Here is a 17,756-nt window from a genome sequence, read left to right on the forward strand (position 1 = left end):
AAGGTGCTGTTACAGGAACCCGTACATGGCGGCGAAGATCCAGCCAAATACACAGGAGACGCTTACGCCAATCAAACCGGGCAGAATAAAGCTGTGGTTAATGACGAAGCGACCAATGTGGGTGGTGCCGGAACGGTCGAACTGAATCGCGGCCAGATCGCTCGGGTAGGTCGGCAGAATGTAGTAGCCATAGCACGCTGGTGCTGACGCCACGATGTAAGCCGGGTCTACGCCGATAGCCAGTGCTAACGGAACAATTGCCGCCAGCGCCGCCGCCTGGGAGTTTACAAACTTGGAGACCAGCAGCAGAACAATCGCATAGGCCCACGGATACTCTTTCACCATTTCGCCCAGCACGCTTTCGATTTCAGTCATGTGCGCGCCGAACATGGTTTCCGCCATCCAGGCAATACCGTACACCGCCACAATCGCGATCATACCTGAACGGAAGACTTCATTTTTTGAGATAGAAGCAGGATTGGTTTTTGTCAGGATAATAATCAGCGCGCCGGTCAGCAGCATGAACATCTGAATGACCAGCACCATCGACAGCGGTTTGCCGCCGAAGACCGGACGCAGTTCAGAGAAGGCGCCTAACAGAGCGACAACGGCGATGGCCGACAGGAAGATCCACATGGCCAGCCAGTTGCTTTTCGGCAGTTTTTTATCCAGCAGCGTGGCGGTGTCGCCATACACGTAGTGGTAGTTTTCCGGGACGGAGATGAACTTCTGGAACTCTTCGTCTTTATCCAGATCTTTACCACGGAACCAGCTGAAAATACCGATAGCCAGGATACCCAGCAGGGTCGATGGAATGGTGATGGAGAGCAGGTCAAGGAACTCCAGATGCTTACCGTTAAAGGTGAAGTTACCCAGCATCGCGACCAGCGAAACGACCGCCACAGAAACCGGGCTGGCGATGATCCCCATCTGCGCGCCGATAGAACTGGCTGCCATAGGACGTTCCGGGCGAATATTGTTCTTAATCGCGACGTCGTAGATGATGGGCAGAATGGTGTACACCACATGGCCCGTACCGCACAGGATGGTCAGCGTGCAGGTTACAAACGGGGCGACGATGGAGACGTATTTGGGGTTGCGACGCAGCAGCTTCTCGGCAATCTGCAACATCACATCCAGGCCGCCGGAGGCCTGTAGCGTGGCGGAGGCGGCGACCACGGCGATGATCACCAGCATTACGTCGACGGGCGGTTTACCCGGCTGGAGGTGGAAAACAAAGACCAGAATGACCAGACCGATACCGCCTAATAAACCCAGCGCGATACCGCCTTTTCTGGCGCCATAAAACAAACACACTAATATTATGATAAGTTGTATACTAAATAACATTTATCTACCCTCGCGATAAACCTGTTTAATTTTTGATAAATAGATCACAGTCATGTTCTGTTTTTTGTGAATTGTCCTCAGAGCCTGACGAATATTCGCTTTGTCTGTATTGATGATTAATCTCTAAACATGAAATAAGAATTTTTCAGTAAATCATGAGTCATTCTTGGCTTCTGTTTATGGCGTATTCAGAGAACGAAGCTCCCTGGCGATGGGCTGGTTGACAAAGAAGAGCAGGGCAGGTTGTGTGTTTTGTATTCTATGTCACTGAATTTCAGGAACATATCGTCTGCTCACAAAAATAGCGTTATTTTAATTTTTTTTATGTGTCCGGTGAATCCCAGACTACTCCTTTATAGTTAAAAATACACACTCTACGAGTCACATAATACTTAATTAACTTTTGTTACCGTTTTTGAAATTAAAAACAACGTGACGCTTCTGAATAATAAGCTGATGAATTAAAACATATTTGTGTTCATATTTGATCTGGCACAAATTCTCTATTTTTGAGGGTGTAACTTGTGCCTTTGTTATTTTTCATTATTGTAATAATTGTTACCTTTATATAACGCATAATGCGAAGCGGCTTCTTTTCTACTGGCAATATTGCTTAAGTAAAGAATAATGTTCGGCCTGAATACGATAACGGTAAACCGGTCTGCCGGTCACGCCATAATGGATGCTGGTAAACAGAATATGGCAATTGACCAGCCAGATAAGATATTTACGGCAGGAAACGCGGGAAATATTGACCTCATTCGCCAGCTCGTCAGTTGAAAATTCCTGGTCCTGGTGCGCATCGATCCACTGACACAGGGTGCGCAGCGTTTGCGGCGTCAGCCCTTTAGGCAGGCGTCGGGTATCCGGCTCATTGGATGCACTGCCGTGAATCAGCCGATCCAGCTCTGATTGTTCATAATACTGGTGTTTCTCCATCGCCGTTTTCTTTTGCAGCCAGCCGGTCAGCGCCTCTTCAAAGCGGGAAGCCTGAAACGGTTTGATCAAATAATCGACCACGCCGTAATGGAGCGAATCTTTGATGGTGGTGGCGTCGGCGGCGGAGGAGATAACGATGACGTCACATTTGCATCCGGCGCTGTGCAGGACGGGCAGCAGGTCCAGCCCGTTCTCCTTCTGCATGTAAATATCCAGTAAAATCAGATCAATATGGTTTTCGCCATCGAAGATAAACGCTTTTGCTTTCTCCAGCGTAGACGCGGTGCCGCAGCAGTGAAAGCCAGCGATCTGCGCAACATAGCGGCGGTTTAACTCTGCTACCATCGCATCGTCATCGACAATTAAAACATTGATCATATGCTGGTCCTCTCCCCGTCCCAGGGTATTTGAACAAAAAATTGTGTGAAGATCCCGGGTTCCGATTCGACGGTAATATTGCCGCCGATACTCTCAACTTGCTGTTTTACTATCGCCAGACCGACGCCACGCTCCGTTCCCTTTGACGAGACGCCTTTGTCAAAAATTTGCTCTATGCGTTCGGGGTCAATTCCCGGCCCGTCATCGTTGACTTCACAATGCAGCCAGCCATGCCGATAATGCAAGGATACGCTGATTTCACCGCCGGGTTGTTGACCTAGCGCCTCCAGCGCGTTTTCAATTAAATTGCCCAGAATGGTAATCAATACGGTGATTTGATCTTCATTACGGCTGTCCGGTAATCGACTTTCATTGCTAATCACCAGGCTGTGCCCTAAATCGGAGGTGCGATTAATCTTACTGAGCAAAAAGCCTGCGATAACGGGCGACTTTATTTTCCCCAACAGTGAGCCGATCTCTTCCTGATAGTTATTAGCCGTCTTAATAATATAATCTTCAAGCTGCTTATAACTCTTCAGATGCAATAATCCCAGAATGACATGTAATTTGTTCATAAATTCGTGGGATCGTTCACGGAGTGCATCCGCGTAGTTGACCATTCCGTCCAGACGCTGCATGAGCTGGCGGACTTCTGTTTTGTCCCTGAACGTGGAGATCGCGCCGATGATTTTTCCATTGCTGCGCACCGGAACGGTGTTGATAAGCAGCAGACGATCTTTAACGGTAATCTCTTCATCCCGGCGCGGCGTACCGTCGCGGAGCACGTCGTTCAGATTCACTACCTGCGACCAGGCGTGGCTAAGCGAGGATAAGTGCGCGTCATCCTGCGATTTGCGGTAATCGAGGAGTTCCTGCGCCGCCTGGTTGATTAACGTCACCTCGCCGCCGTCGTCAACGGCGACCACCCCCTCTTTGATGGATTGCAGCATCGCCTGGCGCTGCTCAAACAGCGTGGAAATTTCATACGGCTCCAGGCCGAACAGGATGCGTTTGAGCACCTTCACCAGCACGTAAGTGCCCAGCAGTCCCACCAGCGCGCCGAACAGAATCGACCAGATGATGCTCCAGCGGCTGTTGTTGATCTGCTCCGTTACTCTGCTGAGCTCAAGGCCAATCGCCACGACGCCGATCTGCTGATGATTGTCGTCATAAATGGGCGTGAAAACCCGCAGCGCTTTGGCAAGAAAACCGCGATTGATGGCGACATTTTCATGCCCCTGTAGCGCCAGCAGGATGTCGTCGCCTTTAAACGGCTGGCCGATTCGCTGCGCTTCCGGGTGCGAATAGCGAATGCTCTTCATATCGGTAATCACGATAAATAACATATCGTTGCGTTTGCGAACCGCCTCGGCGATCGCCTGAATGCCGCTCTCTGTCGGCTTTTGCTTCATACGCTGGCGAATTTCCGGGGAGTCCGCCAGCGTACGGGCGACCGCCAGCGCTTTGTCTGCCAGCGCGTCGCGCGTCATGTGGCTGATCTGTGAGAAATAAATCAGATGGACGACGAGCAGCACGGAGAACAACACGGCGCTGACCATCAATATCACGGTCGTGCCGAGTTTCATCTGGCGTTTTCGTCCAGCGCGGCGTTGCAGAGAATGTTTCATCGTGATCCTGAGATTACACATTGTGTGGGTATTATCCCTGATGGGACGGGTAATTCAAAGGAGGTAGGGAAAGACAGGGGCATAAGCACGCTATCGCCCGGCAAACAGGTTAACAACCCGCCGCAATATAATCACCGTTCGCACTGATGGGGATCACCGTCAGAAACAGAATGAGGGCAAACAGTACCAGCGCCAGCCCGCCGATGATGCGGATAACCGGCCCCAGCCAGCGCAGGGGGGAATGGTTCCCGGCAAACAGCACCTGGGTCTGGTTGCGTGCGTAACGTACCGCCAGCGACAGCCCCATAATCGACAGCGCCGTGCCGAAGGACATGGTCATGACGGCGGCAATCCCCCAACTGACAATGCCGAGCGCGTTGGAGAACAGTAAAATCATGATTGCCCCGCTACAGGGGCGGGCGCCTGTCGCCAGAATCACGCCGAGGCGCGTTTTCCAGTTGCCGTCGGTGAGTTCTGCGCCCACGCCGTGATGCCCGCAGCCACAGTGTTCGTCGTGGCTGTGCGGCAGAGAGAAACGCGAGTAAATGGGCTTTGGACGCAGGGTTTTTAGCGCCTGGTAGATGATAAATAGCCCGAACGCGCCAATCAGGACGGCGCTGATTTTCTCGACGTACCAGCGGCTGGTGCTGAGATCGCCGGCGGCCAGGTTGAAGCCGACCGCCAGAATAAACACGAACAGTATGGCGCTGACGCCCTGCATCAGGCTGCCAATAAAGGGCACGACCCGCGCGGCAAGCAGGCTCTCTTTCGTCGTACTCAGCCAGGTGGTGACGATAAATTTCCCATGCCCCGGCCCAATCGCATGCAGTACGCCATAGAAGAACGCGCCGGTCAGCAGCCATAGCCCGCCGGTGTACTGGTGGTTATTGAGTTGCAGCAAATACATGACCAGATAGCGGTGCAGGGTGATCTGGGCGGCAAGACACCACTGGATAAACGCTTCCCAATGGCTGTGCACGGTGAAACCTGCCCACAGCAGCGTCAACATCAGAAGTCCTGCCAGCGGTAAACGCAGGGAGGGAAGCTGTTTTGGTGCGATCATGATTCCGCCTGGTGATGAGTTTTGCGGAAAGTATAGCCTGAGGAAAGCGATTCTCCGCAGAATTGTCTGCCGGATAAGGCGAAGCCGTTATCCGGCATTTTCCGGTTAAGGCGCGAGGAAGATCTGCGGTCCGCCGCTTGTCGGGTGTGTTCCGACGTGAACTTCCGCGCCGTACCAGCGGGTTAGCGTACCGGCTTGCAGAACCTCGGCGGGTGCGCCTTCGGCAACGATGTTGCCGCCATGCAGCAGCACGATTCGATCCGCCCACAGGGCCGCCAGGTTGAGATCGTGCAGCACGATGCAAACATGCAGATGGCCCTTACGGGTCAGCGTTTTCAGCAACCGCAGTAAATGCTGCTGGTGGAACAGATCCAGCGCGGAGGTGGGCTCATCAAGAAAAAGCCAGCCGCGTGGGGAGCCGTCGCACCATAGCTGCGCCAGCGCGCGCGCCAGCTGTACGCGCTGCTGTTCGCCGCCGGACAAGGAAGCGTAGCGTCTTCCCGCCAGCGGCAAACATTCCGTAAGCTGCATCACCTGATGAATCACCGCCGCTTCGGGCTGCTGCGTCCAGGGCATTCGCCCCATGCCGATTACGGCCTCAACGGGCCAGTCGAACCCCATTCGCGTTTGCTGAAGCATGACCGCGCGGTAGCGGGACAGCGTCTGCGCAGGCCATTGCTCAAGCGGTTTGCCAGCCAGCAGGCAACGTCCGTCTGCCGGAGTGAGATAACCGGTGAGCAGCCTTAACAGCGTCGATTTCCCGGCACCGTTGGGGCCAATTAATGCCAGCAGTTCTCCCTGGGTCAGGGAGAGCGAGATATCGCGAATAATTGTTCTGCCCGCAGCGGCGTAGCTGACGCTGTCAGCGAGAAAACGTTCAGCCATACTGACCTCCCCGGCGGAAAATAAGCCACAGGAACCACGGCGCGCCCAGAATACTGGTCAGCAGCCCGACGGGCATTTCAGCCGGGGCAACCAGCGTTCGGGCGATGGTATCGGCAATCAGCAGCAGAAAGGCGCCCGCCAGCACGGAGCCGGGGATCACCGCACGATGGTCTGCCCCTAGCCACATCCGTATCAGATGCGGTACGACCAGACCGATAAAACCGATCACGCCGCTGACGGCGACAGCCGCCGCCACCAGCAACGCGCTACAGATCAGCAGGATTCGCTGAACAACCCGGACATCGACGCCCAGGTAATGCGCCTCTTCCTCTCCCAGTTGCAGCAGGTTAAGCGCGCCAGCAAGACGCCAGATGAGAAATACCGTTGGGATCATCAAAGAGGCGACCGCCAGCAGCGTTGACCACTGCGCCTGGCCAAGGCTGCCCATTCCCCATAGCGAGAGCTGGCGTAGCTGGGTGTCATTGCTGATCCACGACAACACGCCCACCGCCGCGCCGCATAGCGCATTAATGGCGATGCCGACCAGCAGCAGCCGGGAGAGCGAACTGTCCCGCTGTCGGCTGAGCAGGAAAATAACGACCGTTGCGATGAGCGCGCCAATGAATGCCGCCAGCATCGGCGCATACAGCATAATCAGGGGAGGCAGCGTGAGCGGAAGGACGACCCACAGCGCAACGGCTAACGCCGCGCCGCTGCTGATGCCGAGCAGTCCCGGATCGGCGAGGGGGTTGCGAAAGAGCCCCTGCATCACGCACCCGGCCAGCGCCAGCGAGCCGCCAATCACCAGCGCGAGCAGAACCCGGGGCAGACGAATGTTGAACCAGATCTGGCGTAACGCGTCGTCGCCGTCATGCCAGAGCAGGCTGAGCGGCAGGCGTAATGCGCCAAAACCGCTTGCCACGACCGTCACCACTGCCAGCATCAGCGCCAGCGTATACAGAGAAAGCGTGATCCGCCGTGGCATCAGGGCAATGACTCCGCTTTCGCGCGTAGCTGCTGAATCGCCTGAGGCGTACGCACGCTAAAACCGAGCAGCGCCATATCATCGACCGCGAACACCTGCTTATTGCGCCCGGCAGGGGTCTGCGCCAGTCCCGGTAACTTCCAGAGATTCTCTTCGCCGCCCATCGCCGTTAATCCCTCCTGGGGAATCACCACCAGATCGGGCTGACTGGCGATCACGCCTTCCTGTGAGAGCGGCTGATAGCGGGAGACGCCCTGCATCGCATTTTGTAGCCCTGCCGCGCGAATGGCGGCATCCGCTCCCGTTTGCTGTCCGGCGGCCATCGCGCTCATTCCGCCGTGGTTAAGAATAAACAGCACCCGCTTATTGAGTGGCGTGGTCGGCAGCGCGGAAATCTCTTTATTCAGCGTCTGGCGCAGCGCCTCGCCTTCAGCCACCCGGTCGGTGGCGTTGGCGATGACCTGCACTTTCTCGTCGATGACGCGCAGGTCGTTGCGGCTCGGTACGGTAATGACCCGAACATGACTTTGCTCGACCTGTTTGAGTACCAGCGAGGGCTGAGCCTGGCTGCTTGCCAGCACAAGATCGGGACGCGTGGCGAGGATACCTTCGGCATTTAGCTGGCGCAGATACCCCACATCCGGCAGGGCAGTGACCTCCGGCGGCCACTGGCTGGTGCTGTCGCGGGCGACCAGCGAAGACTGTGCGCCGAGCGCGTACACGATCTCGGTGACATCTCCGCCGAGCGCGACGATCTTATCCTGTTTTGCGGCAAGAACCGTCAGCGGCAGGGCGGCAATCAGGGCAAGCAGTTTTTTCATGCCGCCAGCCCTTTTGGCATCAGCGCCTCAATCTGTTTGCGCCACTGTGTCTGTTCTGGTTCGCCTTCCGTACGCTGACCGTAAAGCTGAGCGATTTGCGTGCCGTCATGCGCAAAGAGTTCCAGACTGGTGACGTGGCCGTCTGCGGTAGGTTTGCGGGTTATCCAGGTCTCGGCAATCGTCTCTTCCAGCAGGTGCAGCGTAAATGTCGGGTTGAAAATATTCAGCCAGTCTTTCATCGGCACGACTTTTTCGACCACGCCGGTGAAAATTTGCACGCAGCCTCTGTTGCCGACGAACACCATGATTTCATTGCCGTCTTTAAGGGCGGCGTCGAGGAGCTGCGCCAGCGCGCTGTTCGGCACCTTGCAGGCCAGATCGTCAGCGACCCGTTCAAAAGCCTGCTGGCGGGTCAGGTTGTGGCGCTTGAGCAGCGTGAAGAACTGGTGAACGTCGGTCATCGCGCGCCACTCTCTGTCAACGGTCACGGCATCGGCAGCCGTTCCGTTAACAGGGGTTTCAGCCGCTTTCAGCGCCAGCGGCGCATTCTCGGTCACGATAAAATGTTGCAGAAGCTCGTCCCAGGCGGCGGTATCGGTGTTGTCCGTGGCATACACCTTCAGGAGCGCATCGCCCTGATGATCAAAGAACTGAATGCTCTGGCGCTCGCCGCGGGCGGTCGCTTCCTTAATGTGGAACACGCTGGCCCATTGATTTAAAAATAAGCGCAGATCGAGCGCGCGTGGGTTCAGTACCAGTCCGGCGTGACCGCTCAGGTGTTGATTGGTGAATGCGCCGACCTGCTCGTGTACCGCATACTCGTTGCGGCAGATGCATTTTGTTTCGCCAACGGATTCCAGCGCCGCGAAAATTTCACGCGTGTCGCCGCGCAGCCGCCATGCGTCATGACCGACGCGGGCAAACGTCAGCTCCGCCTCGCTGATCCCCAGTAAACCAGCGATGTCACGCGCGTACTTACCAGGATGTTGTTCTTTTAGCTCAAGCCAGCGTGTGTAGTGGTTCATTGTCTCTTCCTTCCAGTGTTTGCCCCGGCGAACCGGGGCGGGTGATTACCATTGATAGCTCACGAAAATCTTGCCGTTGCGCCCGTCCTGCGGGATGCCCTGCGGCGACCAGTACTCTTTATCGAAGGCGTTACCCAACACCAGCGTGGTGGTCATGCCTTTCAGCGCCTGCTGTCCCTGGTAGCTAACGTAAAAGTCGTTGACGGCATAACCCGGCTGTTTGCTGTATTCGCTGCTGATATGCGTTGAGCGATCGGCAAACGTTCCTACCCAGCCAACGGAGAAGCCGCTCTGCGCGACGGGAATATTCAGCTTACTGGTGACGGTATCCGGGTTAATGCTGGAGATATACTCTCCGGTATCCTTGTCTTTCCCACGGGTGCGGTTGTAGGCCACGTCGAGGCTGAACAGATCAGCGGTATATTTCGTCATCACATCCCAGCCCCAGATTTTGGCGTTCGGGACGTTGTAAGACATGGTGGTCGCGGCGGCGAAATCGACGGTCGTGGAGATGTAATCTTTTGCTTTGGTATCAAAGTAGCTGGCTTTGAACTCCAGCGCATCGTTGGACAGCATCAGATTGTCGAAACGCAGACCAAAACCGTACTCCTGCGTTTCGTTGGTTTCCGGGCGCAGGTTAGGGTTTGGCACCCAGTAGTTAGTGTAGAAGCTGCCAATGGAGAAGTGTTTTGCATCGTTATACATTTCACCCATTGTCGGCGCGCGGAATGCCTGGGCGTAAGAGCCAAACAGCATCAGCCAGTCCGTCGGGCTGACGGTTAACCCGGCGCGGGATGACCATTTATCGGCATCAACATCGTCATAGCCGTCGCTGCTGCCGCGGTAGTTGTCGTAACGCGTGCCGCCCAGCAGGGTGACGGGCAGGTCGCGAAGGGTGATTTCATCCTGCAACCAGCCGGAGCTGAAGTCGATTTTTGCTTCCGGGAAGCCGGTTGTCACGCCGCCGGGTTTTTGCTCCTGACGGTAATACTCTCCGCCATACGTCAGCAGGTGAGAGGCGAAAGCGTCGCTGAAGAGACGCGTGCGGTTTTCAACTTTTCCGCCTTTGGTGGTTTGTTTGCGAAATTCGCCCGTGTTATCGACGTTCTGGGCGTTGATGCGCGCTTCAGACCAGTACACTTTAGCATCGGCATTCAGCCAGTCGTTGCCCTGCGGCGCGATCCTGTAAGAGAGCTGCATGTCGCGCTGGATGGTCGAGCGATCCACAAGAGGGTTGCTGGTGGAGGCATCAATCGTTTGTGGGTTCTTCGGCTCTTGCGCGTCGTTGTTGTAGTAACGTAATGACCCACTCAGCGCCTGCGCATCGTTAATATACCAGGTGCCTTTTGCCAGCATGTTATTGATCGATTCATCATTTGGCGCCGTGGAGCCGTCGCCCTGGCGCAGGTCGCCACGATCGCGGCTGGACCATGCCACCAGTCCATCAAGGTTATCGGTTCGGCCAAAGGCGCTGGCGCCCATTCCCAGACTGTGATCGCCGGTGCCGCCAGTACCAAAGACGCGGAAACCGCTGTTCTGGCCTTCCTGAAGCAGATCTTTCGCATCGGCGGTTTCATAAGAGATCACGCCGCCCAGCGCGCCGCTGCCGTACAGCAGTGCGGAAGGGCCGCGAACGATCTCAATACGTTTGATCAACGCCGGATCGAGGAAGGTGCTGTTGAGGTGCCCGGTATCGGTTCCCTGACGAACGCCGTCCACCAGAATCAGTACGCCGCGACGATCATAGCCACGCATACTGATATCCTGGCCGTTGGTTCGCCCGCTTCCGCTCAGGGTGATCCCTGGAACAGGACGCAGCAGATCGGCTGCCGAGCTGGCAGTCTGGTTTTCGGGATCGGACGTATCGATAACGCTCACCATCATGGGGGCTTCAAAGGTGCTGCGCGCATTACCGGTCGCAGTGACGGTGATATCGTCTGTGGTCGCGTAAGCCGCCCCTGGCAGGGTGCTAACGATTGCCAGCGCCAGCAGAGATGGGCGCAAAGAGGCAGATTGCAGGCGTAACATAACAACTCTCCATAAGGAAATTGAAAAGTGCTGGCTGCCTGGGGGGAGACCTGGGTGGCTGGCGAAATTGGTTATTTATTTAGTCAGGATCAGTTTCCCGGATTGCGTCTGGCGGAGCAGATAATGTTCACCCTTATGCTCAATCAGTACCCAGCCTTCTTCGCCGAGCAATACTTTGCTGTCTATCTGGCGTTTGGTGCCTGAAGGAGAAAGCGGAGCGTTGTTTTTTATTATTGCAGCCATAGTGTTATGCATAGCGGGCGCATCCGTTATGAAAATGATAATAAACATGATAACAAGAATGATTATCATCAAGATCAATTTTTGCATCAAGCGTTTTTTCGTAAAATAGCGTCTGGATCAACTTTGGTGAGAAAAGCGGTGATATTGAGGGGTACGGCAAGTAAAAACCCGCAAAATGGCGGGTTTTTTATCTCGTTACATCGTGATTCACAACGGACTTTATTTTTTCTCCAGCGCTTCCCAGAGACCTGACAGGTAAGTGACGCCGAGCGCGCGGTCGTAAAGACCATAGCCTGGGCGTCCCGTTTCTCCCCAGATAAAGCGACCGTGATCCGGGCGGATGTAGCCATCAAAGCCGTTATCGTGGAGCGCCTGCATTACGCGGTACATGTCCAGCGAACCGTACTGCGAAGGGTGGGCCGACTCGTAGAAGTCTTTATCTTTGATCAGCTTAATGTTGCGTACGTGCGCAAAATGGAGGCGCTTGCGACGCGTGAATTCAGCCAGGATTTCATAGACGTTATTTTCTGGATCTTCTGCGATCGAACCGGTACAGAGGGTGATGCCATTCGCCGGAGAGTCAACGGCATCGCAAATCATCGCCAGGTCGGCGTGGTTTTTGACCACGCGCGGAAGGCCGAAAATAGAATACGGCGGATCGTCCGGGTGAATGGCCATTTTCACGCCCACTTCTTCGCACACGGGAATAATCTCCCGGAGGAAATAAAACAGGTTTTCCCGCAGCTTGTCGTCATCCACCCCACTGTAGCGCGCGAATAATTCCTGCACTTTAGCCAGGCGCTCAGGTTCCCATCCCGGTAATGCGAAACCGTTGGAGTTATCCAGAACCTCTTTTACGACCTCTTCCAGCGTCTTATCAATGCCATGTTTTTCAAAGGCCATCGTCAGAGAACCGTCCGGCAGGACGTAGTTCATGTCCGTTTTCATCCAGTCGAAGACCGGCATGAAGTTATAACAGATGACCTTTATGCCAAAGCCCGCCAGGTTGCGGATCGTCTGCTTGTAATTCTCAATATAGCGATCGCGTTCCGGGGTGCCGATTTTGATGTCATCGTGGATATTGACGCTTTCGATGACTTCCATCTTCAGGCCCGCAGCGTGCGCCTGCTCAACCAGCGCCTTAATTTTTTCAACCGGCCACACTTCCCCAGGGGCGACATCATAGAGCGCCCCGACGACGCCTTCTACACCCGGCACCTGGCGAATGTATTCCAACGGGATTTTGTCTTCCTGTGGCCCAAACCAGCGCATTGTCATCTGCATTCTTTGTCCGCCTTTCTTATCTTATTGCGTATTTCGTATATTTGACTTCATACCATACTAGTATTGACTAGCATATTCAGTAATGACAATTTGATCAACCTTACCGTAGAAAAAAGATTAAATGCCGCCAGGAATATACATTTCCGTTAAGGGGAAGCTTTTACTGGAAAGCTTATTTCCGGTAAGTGTTTTAATTTTGTAAAATATAATGATCAGTTTGTTCTTATTTGTCGTTTATCGTGAAAATAACCGCTATAGCACAGGGATTAATACACGCCATTACGACTGAAAGTGATTTTTTTATTGAAAGTTGCATAACATGATTTAAGTCACAAATTTCTTAATTACACTTGTATGGTAGTAGACTTTAAATGGGCGGGAGGGGTAATGTCGGGGCTATTAAGTACCTGTCATACACCGATTTTAGCCTCAACCTGGGGACGTTTTAGCAAAAGCCATCCCCTTGTGCGGAGTAATTATGTCCATGATAAATCAAAGTTTTATGATAAATAACGAACCGGGTCAGCGGTTGTATTCTGAGCTGGCTAAGACGTTACCTATTATTGACTATCACTGCCATCTTGAAGCGAAAGCGATTTGGGAAAACAAACCTTTTGCCGATATTACCCAGCTTTGGCTGGAAGGGGACCATTATAAATGGCGGGCGATGCGCGCCAATGGCATACCCGAGCGGAAAATTACCGGCGATGCCTCTTCAGAGGAAAAATTTGAAGCGTGGGCGCAAACCGTTGAGGCCAGTTTTGGTAATCCGCTGTATCACTGGACTCATCTTGAACTGAAATATTATTTCGCGATTGAGGAAACGCTAAACAGTAAGAACTGGCGCACGATTATGGCGCAGTGTAATGAACAATTACGTCGCGATGATTTTTTACCGCAGGCGTTAATTACCCGTTCAAATGTTGAAGCGCTTTGCACAACCGATGGGCCGCTTGACGATCTGGAATATCATCAGCGACTGGCGGAAAAGCGTGATTTTTCAACGCTCGTGCTGCCGACCTTCCGTCCCGATGAACTGTTTGAAACGCATCCCGATCGCTTCCTGACGTTTGTTTCTCGCCTGTCGCAGAAAACCGGAAAAACCATTACCACTCTGAATGAGTTTCTCGCGGCGCTTGAAGCGCGCGTCGATTTTTTCCACAGCACGGGTTGCCGGGTGTCGGATCATGGGCCGCTGGCCGTTCGTTTTCGCCCGCTTGATGCTGCCGGGCAGGCCGCGCTGTTCCAGCGCCGACTGGCAGGTGATGCGCTGAGTGAAGATGAACTTCAGGCCTGGGATAGCCTTATTTTTGTCGCCTTAGCCAAAATGTACAAACAGCGCGACTGGGCAATGCAGATTCACTTTGGCGCGATTCGCAACAACAACACGCCAATGTTCGAAAAAATCGGCATTAACTGTGGCTTTGATTCCATTGGCGATCAGACGCACCTTGCGGAAAGCCTGAATGGTCTGCTGAACGCAATGGCGGAAAACAACGGTCTGCCGAAAACGATCCTCTATAACCTCAACGCCAGCTATAACGATGTGGTTGCCTCCACCATCGCTAATTTCCAGAGCGGTGAAGATGGCGTGAAATCCCCGCTGCAATTTGGCTCCGGCTGGTGGTTTAACGATACGCGACGCGGCATGGTGAATCAGCTCAATGCGCTTGCCGATCAGGGATTACTCTCTAACTTTATTGGTATGCTGACGGATTCCCGCAGCTTTGTCTCCTATACCCGACACGATTATTTCCGCCGAATCCTCTGTGATTTGATTGGCGGGTGGGTCGAAAGAGGGGAAGTGCCGGAGGACGATGCGATCCTCAATAACATGATTCGTGGCATCTGCGTGGATAACGCCCGCCGCTATTTCCGTTTTCGATAAGACTGATGCAGGAATAAACGATGACCCGTAAGAACAGAAAAGTCACCATTCCCGTCAGTATCGGCTACGGCCTGACGGATATCATGGGGGGCGGCGCATTTACCGTTATCGGTGCCTGGCTGCTTTTCTTCTATACCACCTTTGTTGGTCTGTCGCCGATTGAAGCGGCGTCTATTGTGGCGATCGCGCGTATTGTCGATGCGATCGTGAGCCTGTTTATGGGCAGCTTCACGGACCATTTCTATAAGCATTATTTGGGCAAGAAATTTGGCCGCCGCCGGTTCTTCCTGCTCATTGGCGCGCCACTCATGCTGGTTTACATCCTGTTATGGATGAACGGCATGAACTTCTGGTTCTATCTCGCTGTGTACCTGGCCTTTGAGATTATCGCCGCTATGGTGCTGATCCCGTGGGAAACGCTGCCGTCTGAGATGACCAAAGACTTCAATGACCGTACCAAACTGTCAACGTGCCGCATGTTCCTGTCAGCATCCGGGACGTTCCTTGCCACCTTTATTCCGGGCCTGCTGATCGGCTGGCTGGGTGAAAACAACGCGGATGCGTATCTGATCAACGGCGTTGTATTTGCCGTGCTGTTTACGGTCTGTGTGTTTATCTCCTGGAAAGTGACCTGGGAACGTGAACTGACGCCGGAAATGCTGGCGGAAATGGAAAAAGAACGTCAGCCGATGACCGCTGGCGAAAAACTGGCGGCGTTTGGCAACCTGTTCAAAGAGTATGCCTCAACGTTAAAAGTACGCGCGTTCCGTAAACATCTGGCGATCTATCTCTTCTCCTTTACCGCCAAGGATGTCTACAACACCGTATTCGTCTTTTTCTGCGTCTACTGCCTGAATGTTTCATCCTCGCTGGCGGGAACATTGCTGTCGATGAGTATCGTCGGCTTGCCGGTCACGCTGGCGGCGGGCGTGGCGATTATTAAATATGGCCCTTCTCGCCTCTATGTCTTCTCCTACAGCCTGATGATGCTGTGCCTGGGCGGGTTCTTCCTGGTTTACCAGTTCCCGACAGACAACAAAATCGTATTGCTGGTGATTCTCGCCGGGGTTTACCAGGTCGGGCGCTGCATTCTGGAGTTCACGCCGTGGAACGTGTTCCCGTTCATCCCGGACATTGACGAAATGATCACCCGTCAGCGCCGTGAAGGGCTGTTTGCCGCCGTTATGACGTTCTCCCGTAAGACAACGGTAGCTATTGCGACCTTTGCCGTGGGCCTGCTTCTGCAAAGCGGCGGCTTCGTGAAAGGCAGCCAGACGCAGCCGCAGGAAGCGATCACGACCATTGCCATGCTGCTGTTCGTTGGTACGGCCGGGCTTCTGATCATTGCACTGTGGCAAGCGCTGACCTTCCATCTGAATAAGCGCACGCACAAAATTTTCGTGGACGAAATTGAACGTCTCAAAGCGGATGGTCTTAAACAGGATGTGACGCCGGAAGCCCGCCATATTGTGGAAGACCTGACGGGCTACAGCTATGACTCGCTCTGGTGTCAAAGCGCGCCTGAACGGGTAAAGCCCGCTGAACCCACCTCCATACTGAGCTGATACAGCCTGGCGGCAGCAAGGGCGCAATAGGCCTGCTGCCGCCAATCCCTCTTTTTATACAGTGAGTAGAAAGATGCAAAATAAGCTATTACACGCGAAAGCCACCGTTCCGAACTGGGATCGCAACGCGCTGGTTCCGCGAATTGTTCACCTGGGATTCGGCGCGTTTCATCGTGCGCATCAGGCCGTTTATGCGGATATTCTGGCTGCGGAACACGGCAGCGACTGGGGCTACACCGAAGTTAACCTGATTGGCGGCGAGCAGCAGATCGCCGATCTGAAAAATCAGGATCGCCTCTATACGGTGGCGGAAATGTCGGCCGATGCCTGGACCGCCCGCGTGGTTGGCGTAGTGAAGAACGCGCTGCATGCGCAGGTGGATGGTCTGGAAACGGTGCTGGCTGCCATGTGCGAGCCGCAGGTTGCCATTGTATCGTTGACGATCACGGAAAAAGGCTACTGCCACTCTCCGGCTACCGGCCAGTTGATGCTCGATCACCCGGCTATCGTTGCCGATCTGCAAAACCCTCAGCAGCCAAAATCAGCGCCGGGCGTTATTGTCGCCGCGCTGGCGCGCCGCAGAGCGGCGGGTCTCCCGGCGTTTACCGTGATGTCCTGCGACAATATGCCGGAAAACGGTCATGTTATGCGCAACGTAATATGCGCCTATGCGCAAGCCGTTGATGCCGGGCTGGCTGCCTGGATTGCGCAGAACGTGACGTTCCCCTCCACGATGGTGGATCGTATCGTCCCGGCGATGACGGCGGAAACGCTGGATAAGATTGAACAGCTTACCGGCGTGCGCGACCCGGCAGGCGTGGCCTGCGAGCCATTCCGCCAGTGGGTTATCGAGGATAACTTTGTCGCAGGCCGCCCGGAATGGGAAAAGGCCGGAGCCGAACTGGTGGCTGACGTGCTGCCGTTTGAAGAGATGAAGCTGCGTATGCTTAATGGCAGCCACTCTTTCCTCGCTTATCTGGGTTATCTTTCCGGCTATCAGCACATTAATGAGTGTATGGAAGATGAGCACTTCCGACGCGCCGCGAGGGCGCTGATGCTGGAAGAGCAGGCGCCGACGCTGAACGTGACGGGGGTGGATCTCACTCGCTATGCCGATATGCTGATTGCGCGCTACAGCAACACGGGACTGCGTCACCGTACCTGGCAGATTGCGATGGACGGCAGCCAGAAACTGCCGCAGCGCATGCTGGATTCCGTTCGCTGGCACCTGGTTCACCACCATCGTTTTGATCTGCTGGCGCTGGGCGTTGCGGGCTGGATGCGTTACGTCGGCGGGGTGGATGAACAGGGAAACCGTATTGACGTTAGCGATCCGCTGTTGCCGGTCTTGCAGAATGCGGTGATGCAGAGCGCGGAAGGCGAGGCACGGGTAAAAGCGCTGCTGGGCGTGGAGGCCATTTTCGGGAACGAATTACCGCATGAGCCGCTGTTTGTGGCGCAGGTAACGCAGGCTTACCTGTCGCTGCTGGAAAACGGCGCGAAAGCGACGGTCGCCCGCTATATCACTGAACGGTAAAGCGTAAAGGAGTGCCGCCAGATAACGACGGCACTCCTGCGTTGACTGACGCCCCCCATTCACCAATCCTTTTCCTCTTTTTTCTCTCCCGTCGCTTTCTTCTGCGCTAAACAGTGACTAAACAGCAATGATGTCGT

General features: G+C 54.5%; 14 protein-coding genes. 3 read left to right on the top strand and 11 right to left on the bottom strand.

Going from position 1 to position 17,756, the window contains the following annotated elements:
- Nucleotides 1–9: 9 nt before the first annotated feature.
- From dcuB to uxuA, 11 genes are all read right to left on the bottom strand, one after another.
- Complete coding sequence (gene dcuB / locus OGX84_RS01930; RefSeq protein WP_012134520.1) at nucleotides 10–1,350, bottom strand: anaerobic C4-dicarboxylate transporter DcuB; 1,341 nt, start codon at nucleotides 1,348–1,350, stop codon at nucleotides 10–12.
- 597 nt (nucleotides 1,351–1,947) lie between these two features.
- On the bottom strand, nucleotides 1,948–2,667 hold the full coding sequence (gene dcuR / locus OGX84_RS01935; RefSeq protein WP_012134518.1) for a two-component system response regulator DcuR: 720 nt from the start codon (nucleotides 2,665–2,667) through the stop codon (nucleotides 1,948–1,950).
- Entirely contained in the window at nucleotides 2,664–4,295 is a 1,632-nt protein-coding gene (locus OGX84_RS01940; RefSeq protein WP_024130815.1) for a sensor histidine kinase, read from the bottom strand. Before OGX84_RS01940 ends, dcuR begins: the two co-directional genes overlap by 4 nt.
- A 109-nt stretch (nucleotides 4,296–4,404) precedes the next feature.
- Nucleotides 4,405–5,358 (bottom strand): nickel/cobalt transporter, encoded by a 954-nt coding sequence (locus tag OGX84_RS01945; RefSeq protein ID WP_060815984.1) that lies wholly within the window; start codon nucleotides 5,356–5,358, stop codon nucleotides 4,405–4,407.
- Nucleotides 5,359–5,463: 105 nt separating this feature from the next.
- Nucleotides 5,464–6,243 carry a heme ABC transporter ATP-binding protein gene (locus tag OGX84_RS01950; protein WP_049011926.1) on the bottom strand — a complete coding sequence of 260 codons (780 nt, stop codon included), beginning with the start codon at nucleotides 6,241–6,243 and terminating at the stop codon, nucleotides 5,464–5,466.
- Nucleotides 6,236–7,228 carry a FecCD family ABC transporter permease gene (locus OGX84_RS01955; RefSeq protein WP_047459566.1) on the bottom strand — a complete coding sequence of 331 codons (993 nt, stop codon included), beginning with the start codon at nucleotides 7,226–7,228 and terminating at the stop codon, nucleotides 6,236–6,238. The genes OGX84_RS01950 and OGX84_RS01955 overlap by 8 nt, the downstream gene beginning before the upstream one ends.
- A complete protein-coding gene (locus OGX84_RS01960; protein ID WP_049011924.1) occupies nucleotides 7,228–8,049 on the bottom strand; it encodes a heme/hemin ABC transporter substrate-binding protein in 822 nt (273 codons plus the stop codon). The genes OGX84_RS01955 and OGX84_RS01960 overlap by 1 nt, the downstream gene beginning before the upstream one ends.
- Complete coding sequence (gene chuS / locus OGX84_RS01965) at nucleotides 8,046–9,074, bottom strand: hematinate-forming heme oxygenase ChuS (RefSeq protein ID WP_286457312.1); 1,029 nt, start codon at nucleotides 9,072–9,074, stop codon at nucleotides 8,046–8,048. Before chuS ends, OGX84_RS01960 begins: the two co-directional genes overlap by 4 nt.
- 45 nt (nucleotides 9,075–9,119) lie before the next feature.
- Nucleotides 9,120–11,102 (bottom strand): TonB-dependent hemoglobin/transferrin/lactoferrin family receptor, encoded by a 1,983-nt coding sequence (locus tag OGX84_RS01970; protein WP_012134511.1) that lies wholly within the window; start codon nucleotides 11,100–11,102, stop codon nucleotides 9,120–9,122.
- 75 nt (nucleotides 11,103–11,177) lie between these two features.
- Complete coding sequence (gene hemP / locus OGX84_RS01975; RefSeq protein WP_077956852.1) at nucleotides 11,178–11,414, bottom strand: hemin uptake protein HemP; 237 nt, start codon at nucleotides 11,412–11,414, stop codon at nucleotides 11,178–11,180.
- Between the two features lie 150 nt (nucleotides 11,415–11,564).
- A complete protein-coding gene (gene uxuA / locus OGX84_RS01980) occupies nucleotides 11,565–12,629 on the bottom strand; it encodes a mannonate dehydratase (RefSeq protein WP_012134508.1) in 1,065 nt (354 codons plus the stop codon).
- 478 nt (nucleotides 12,630–13,107) lie between these two features.
- Here uxuA and uxaC point away from each other — a divergent pair, with 478 nt between their 5' ends.
- The 3 genes from uxaC to OGX84_RS01995 all read left to right on the top strand — a co-directional run bounded on the left by uxaC (nucleotide 13,108) and on the right by OGX84_RS01995 (nucleotide 17,619).
- Entirely contained in the window at nucleotides 13,108–14,517 is a 1,410-nt protein-coding gene (gene uxaC, locus OGX84_RS01985) for a glucuronate isomerase (RefSeq protein ID WP_047459554.1), read from the top strand.
- A 20-nt stretch (nucleotides 14,518–14,537) separates the two neighbouring features.
- On the top strand, nucleotides 14,538–16,082 hold the full coding sequence (locus OGX84_RS01990; protein ID WP_047459551.1) for an MFS transporter: 1,545 nt from the start codon (nucleotides 14,538–14,540) through the stop codon (nucleotides 16,080–16,082).
- A gap of 73 nt (nucleotides 16,083–16,155) precedes the next feature.
- Complete coding sequence (locus OGX84_RS01995; protein ID WP_112001337.1) at nucleotides 16,156–17,619, top strand: mannitol dehydrogenase family protein; 1,464 nt, start codon at nucleotides 16,156–16,158, stop codon at nucleotides 17,617–17,619.
- Nucleotides 17,620–17,756: the final 137 nt, after the last annotated feature.

Origin of the sequence: Citrobacter sp. CK202 (assembly GCF_030333225.1) — a bacterium.
In the GTDB taxonomy this organism is placed as follows: domain Bacteria; phylum Pseudomonadota; class Gammaproteobacteria; order Enterobacterales; family Enterobacteriaceae; genus Citrobacter_B; species Citrobacter_B koseri.